Origin of the sequence: Stenotrophomonas maltophilia group sp. Smal17, assembly GCF_030237045.1 — a bacterium.
GTDB classification, from domain to species: Bacteria; Pseudomonadota; Gammaproteobacteria; order Xanthomonadales; family Xanthomonadaceae; genus Stenotrophomonas; species Stenotrophomonas forensis.
The window spans coordinates 1-4,827 of the sequence record NZ_JASJSU010000151.1 but is presented as its reverse complement, the minus strand read 5'-3'; the positions used below and the strand labels follow the sequence as shown (position 1 = coordinate 4,827).

Annotated in this window: 4 protein-coding genes; 2 read left to right on the top strand and 2 right to left on the bottom strand. The window is 68.3% G+C overall.

Going from position 1 to position 4,827, the window contains the following annotated elements:
• Positions 1–152: 152 nt before the first annotated feature.
• Positions 153–1,028: a LysR family transcriptional regulator gene (locus QRO93_RS21070; RefSeq protein ID WP_180880672.1), complete on the bottom strand. Its 876-nt coding sequence runs from the start codon at positions 1,026–1,028 to the stop codon at positions 153–155.
• 102 nt (positions 1,029–1,130) lie between these two features.
• On the opposite strand from QRO93_RS21070, the gene QRO93_RS21065 reads away from it, so the two are divergent.
• Positions 1,131–2,210 (top strand): YeiH family protein, encoded by a 1,080-nt coding sequence (locus tag QRO93_RS21065; RefSeq protein WP_053449509.1) that lies wholly within the window; start codon positions 1,131–1,133, stop codon positions 2,208–2,210.
• 84 nt (positions 2,211–2,294) lie between these two features.
• Complete coding sequence (gene dbpA, locus QRO93_RS21060) at positions 2,295–3,671, top strand: ATP-dependent RNA helicase DbpA (RefSeq protein ID WP_180880674.1); 1,377 nt, start codon at positions 2,295–2,297, stop codon at positions 3,669–3,671.
• Positions 3,672–3,845: 174 nt separating this feature from the next.
• Here dbpA and QRO93_RS21055 read toward each other — a convergent pair whose 3' ends face one another.
• Positions 3,846–4,382, bottom strand: a complete 537-nt coding sequence (locus QRO93_RS21055) for an adenine phosphoribosyltransferase (protein WP_049457836.1) — start codon at positions 4,380–4,382, stop codon at positions 3,846–3,848.
• Positions 4,383–4,827: the final 445 nt, after the last annotated feature.

The following is a 4,827-nucleotide window of genomic DNA, read 5'->3' as shown; positions in this document are numbered from 1 at the left end:
AACCCGTCCCTGGGGCTCGATGGCGCCATCCATGGCGCCAACGGTCCTGCAGCCCCACACCGCCCCGCCTCTGACGGTTCATCGCGATCTGTTGGAACGGCATTCTGCTCTGGTGGGTGTCGACCTTGGTCGGCACATGGGAATCTGATGGCTTACCCCACTTCCCCCAACAACGCATGCAAGCCCGGCAACCAGTGCTTGCCCGGGTGGCGTACCAGCCACAGGGTGCGCTGCAGAGTGGGCAGCGGGGTCTCCAGCACGCGCAGGCGGCCGAGAGCCAGCGGCTCTTCCAGCGCGTGGCGCGAGAGGCAGGCCAGGCCGAGGCCGGCGATGGCGGCCTGCTTGATCGCTTCGGTATTGCCCAGCTGCAGGGTCTGGGCGAATCCGCGCAGGTGCGGCAGCAGGGCCTGTTCGACGGCTTCGCGGGTACCGGAGCCGGGTTCGCGCAGCAGCCAGCGGGCGCTGCGCAGTTCATCCATCGTCCATCGCGCCGGGGCGTCGGCGGCCGCGACAATCACCAACGGATCCTGCTGCCAGGCGGTGACCTGCAGGCCACGCTCGTGGCACGGGCCCTCGATCAGGCCCGCGTCGACGTCCAGCCGCTGCACGGCAGCGACCACGCCGGCACTGTTGTCGATGCGCAGGTCGACCTCGGCCTGTGGCGCCTGCCGCAGCAGCTCGGCGATGCGCGGCGGCAGCAGGTAGTTGCCGATGGTGGTACTGGCGGCCAGCACCAGCCGCAGCGGTGCACCCTGCGCCGGGTCGCCGCCCGCGGCCAGCTGTCGCTCCAGGTCGGCGGCATTGACCAGCAACGCGCGCGCCGGCTCCAGCAACGCGCGGCCGTGCCCGTTCAGGGCCAGGCGACGGCCGATGCGGTCGAACAGCGGGGTGCCGAAATGTGCCTCCAACTCCTGCAGGGCGGCGCTGCTGGCCGACTGCGAGAGCGCGATGGCCTGGCCCGCAGCGGTGGTGCTGCCGTGGTCAGCGATGGCGACGAAGACCTGCAGCTGGCGCAAGGTCAGGCGCATGACAATTACCCGCTTGATAGGTAGCTTTCACCCATATTATTCGTTTTACAGGTCAATCACACAGGCGCACGCTGGCGCCACTACTTCAGCCCCGTCCCCGTCATGAACGCCCCTGCCCTCTCCCCCTGGTCCCTGCCCGCCCTGCGCCAACGCTGGCAACCGCGCCTGCCCGGCCTTCTACTGGTGGGCCTGATCGCTGCGGCCTCGCTATACCTGGCCGAGCTTCCGTGGCTGCAGGCGCACGGCCTGAGCGCGCTGACCGTGGCCATCGTCGCCGGCATCGTGGTCGGCAACACCCTCTACCCGCGGCTGGCGCCGAGCAGCGCGGCCGGCGTCGGCTTTTCCAAGCACTGGCTGCTACGCGCCGGCATCGTGCTCTACGGCCTGCGCCTGACCTTCCAGGACATCGGCCATGTCGGCGTCAGCGGCGTGCTGATGGACGTGCTGGTAGTGGCCAGCACCTTCGGCCTGGCCTGCTGGCTGGGTGTGCGTGTTTTCAGGATGGAGCGCGAGGCGGCAATGCTGATCGGTGCCGGCAGCGCAATCTGCGGCGCGGCGGCGGTGATGGCTGCCGAGCCGGTGGTGCGCGGCCGTGCGGCGCAGGTCACCGTCGCGGTGTCGACGGTGGTGGTGTTCGGCACGCTGGCGATGTTCCTGTACCCCGCGCTGTATGCACTGGTGCAGTCACACGGCTGGCTGGCCATGGACGCACGCCAGTACGGCCTGTTCACCGGCGCGACAGTGCATGAAGTGGCGCAGGTGGTGGCCGCAGGCCGTGCGGTCAGCGAAGCGGCGGCCGATACCGCAGTGATCACCAAGATGGTCCGGGTGATGCTGCTGGCACCGTTCCTGGTCGCGCTGTCGCTGTGGCTGGCGCGTGGTGGCAAGGCCAGCGCCGACGGCAGCAAGGCGCGCATTGTGGTGCCGTGGTTCGCGTTTGGTTTCGTGGCGGTGGCCGGGTTCAACTCGCTGCATCTGCTGCCGGCTGGTTTGCAGGCCGGGCTGGTGCAGCTGGATACGGTGCTGCTGGCGATGGCGATGGCCGCACTCGGCCTGACCACCCACGTCTCGGCGCTGCGCCAGGCTGGGCTGAAGCCGCTGCTGCTGGCGCTGATCCTGTTCGCCTGGCTGCTGTTCGGTGGGCTGGCAATCCACCAGGGCGTGCTGGCGGTGCTGGGCTGAGCAGGAGTGTGCCGACCAAGGTCGGCACCCACATGGATGAAGACCCCAGGACGGGAGCTGCCGCGCGGACGGGTACAATGCGCCATGACTGACTTCTCGACCCTGCCGCTGAGCCCGGCCCTGCAGCCCGGCCTGGATGCCCTCGGCTACACCACCCTCACCCCCGTGCAGGCGCAGAGCCTGCCGGCCATCCTCGATGGCCGTGATGTGATCGCACAGGCGCCGACCGGCAGCGGCAAGACCGCCGCCTTCGGCCTGGGCCTGCTGCAGTCCATCGACCCCAGCCTGATCCGCGTGCAGGCGCTGGTGCTGTGCCCGACCCGCGAACTGGCCGACCAGGTCGGCAAGCAGATCCGCAAGCTGGCCACCGGCATTCCCAACCTGAAGCTGCTGCTGCTGGTGGGTGGCGTGCCGCTGGGCCCGCAGCTGGCGTCGCTGGAAGGCCATGACCCGCACGTGGTGGTCGGTACCCCCGGCCGCGTGCAGGAACTGGCGCGCAAGCGCGCGTTGAACCTGGGTGCGGTGCGCACGCTGGTGCTGGACGAGGCCGACCGCATGCTCGACATGGGCTTCGAGGAGCCGATCCGCGAGATCGCCGGCCGCACCCACAAGGACCGCCAGAGCCTGCTGTTCTCGGCCACCTTCCCCGACAGCATCCGCGCCATGGCACGCGACCTGCTGCGCGATGCGGTGGAAGTGACCGTGGAAGGCGCCGACCAGTCACCGGCGATCCGCCACCTGTTCTGCGAGGTGGAACCGGCCCACCGCCAGAAGGCGCTGGCTGGCCTGCTGCTGAAGTACACGCCCGAATCGGCGGTGGTGTTCTGCAACACCCGCAAAGACGTGGACGAAGTAGCCAACTCGCTGCAGCAGTTCGGCTTCTCCGCCCTCGCCCTGCACGGTGACATGGAACAGCGCGACCGCGAGGAAGTGCTGCTGCTGCTGGCCAACCGCAGCTGCAACGTGTTGGTGGCCAGCGACGTGGCCGCGCGCGGGCTGGACGTGGAAGAGCTGGCGGCGGTGATCAACTACGAACTGCCGACCGACGTGGAGAGCTACCAGCACCGCGTGGGCCGTACCGGCCGTGCCGGTGCCAGTGGCCTGGCGATCAGCCTGGTGGCCGGCCGCGAGAAGTCCCGTGCCGAAGCGATCGAAGCGCAGATGGGTCAGCCGCTGGACTGGCAGAAAACACCGCTGGCAACCTCGCGCCCGGCCGAACTGCCGCAAGCGGCAATGCGCACGCTGCGCATCGATGGTGGCAAGACCGACAAGCTGCGCCCGGGCGATATCCTCGGCGCACTGACCGGTGACGCCGGCCTGTCGAGCAAGTTCATCGGCAAGATCGCGATCTTCCCGACCCGCTCCTACGTGGCGATCGCGCGCGAGCAGGCCAACAAGGCCGTGGCGAAGCTGGAAGCCGGCAAGATCAAGGGCCGTCGATTCCGCGTGCGGATGATGTGATTGAAGCAGCGTTGCCAACCACGGTTGGCAACGGCATGACCTGGTAGCGGCCAACCTTGGTTGGCCCGTCCATGGCGTCGGTTGCGAAAAGCGATGCCAACCAAGGTTGGCAACTACCGGTTCACGGCGGTTCGCTCTGGTAGGTGCCAACCTTGGTTGGCACTCACCCTACGATCAGAACACCAGTTCAGTGTGCAGCGGCAGATCCGCTTCCCAGCGGGCACGGCCACCCAGGCCGTCCAGCTCGACCAGCACGCCGGCGCCGACCACGTCGACACCCAGGCGGCGCACCAGCGACAACGCGGCGACCAGCGTGCCGCCGGTCGCCAGCACGTCGTCGATGATCGCGACGCGGGCGCCAGCCGGCAGCGCATCGGCGTGCACCTCGATGCAGTCGCTGCGGTATTCCAGCGTGTACTCCTCGCGCAGCACCTGGCCCGGCAGCTTGCCCGGCTTGCGTACCGGCACGAAGCCCACGCCCAGTTCCAGCGCCATCGCGGCGCCGAGGATGAAGCCACGCGATTCAATGCCGACCACCGCGTCCAGCTTCTGGTCGCGCCAACGGTCGGCCATCGCGGTGATCGCACCACGGAAGTCCTCGCCGTGGGCGAGCAACGGCATGATGTCCTTGAAGAGGATGCCGGGCTTGGGGAAGTCGGCGATGTCGCGCAGGCGGGAGGCCCACTGCGGAGCGACGAGGGCGTCGGTCATGTCACGTTGGCTATCTGATGGCGGCATAGGGTACCCGTTCCGGCCGTTGCCTGCCTGTTGAGGGGTATCGGCCGGGCTGCGCCCGGCACCTGCAGAGGCTTCAAGCAACGGCAACGGCAAGAGCTGGTTTCCTGAGGGATGGCGGGGTGGGTCCGGTTGCGGGGGGCGCCGTAAATACATCCATGTAGGCTCGGTCGCCGCATCCATGCGGCTCACGCCCCCGCAACCGGACCCACCCCGCCTTCGACAGGTTCCCGCGATCTGCAGTAGATCCACGCCATGCGTGGATGAATCTCCATCGGAATCGAATATTTCGAATTGGAATCGAAAAGCATCCACGCATGGTATGGATCTACCGTGTCGACCGAGGTCGACACCCACCCACAGCAGCGGGAATCTGTCGGAGGTGGGGCGGTGTGGGGCTGCAGGACCGTTGGGGCCATGG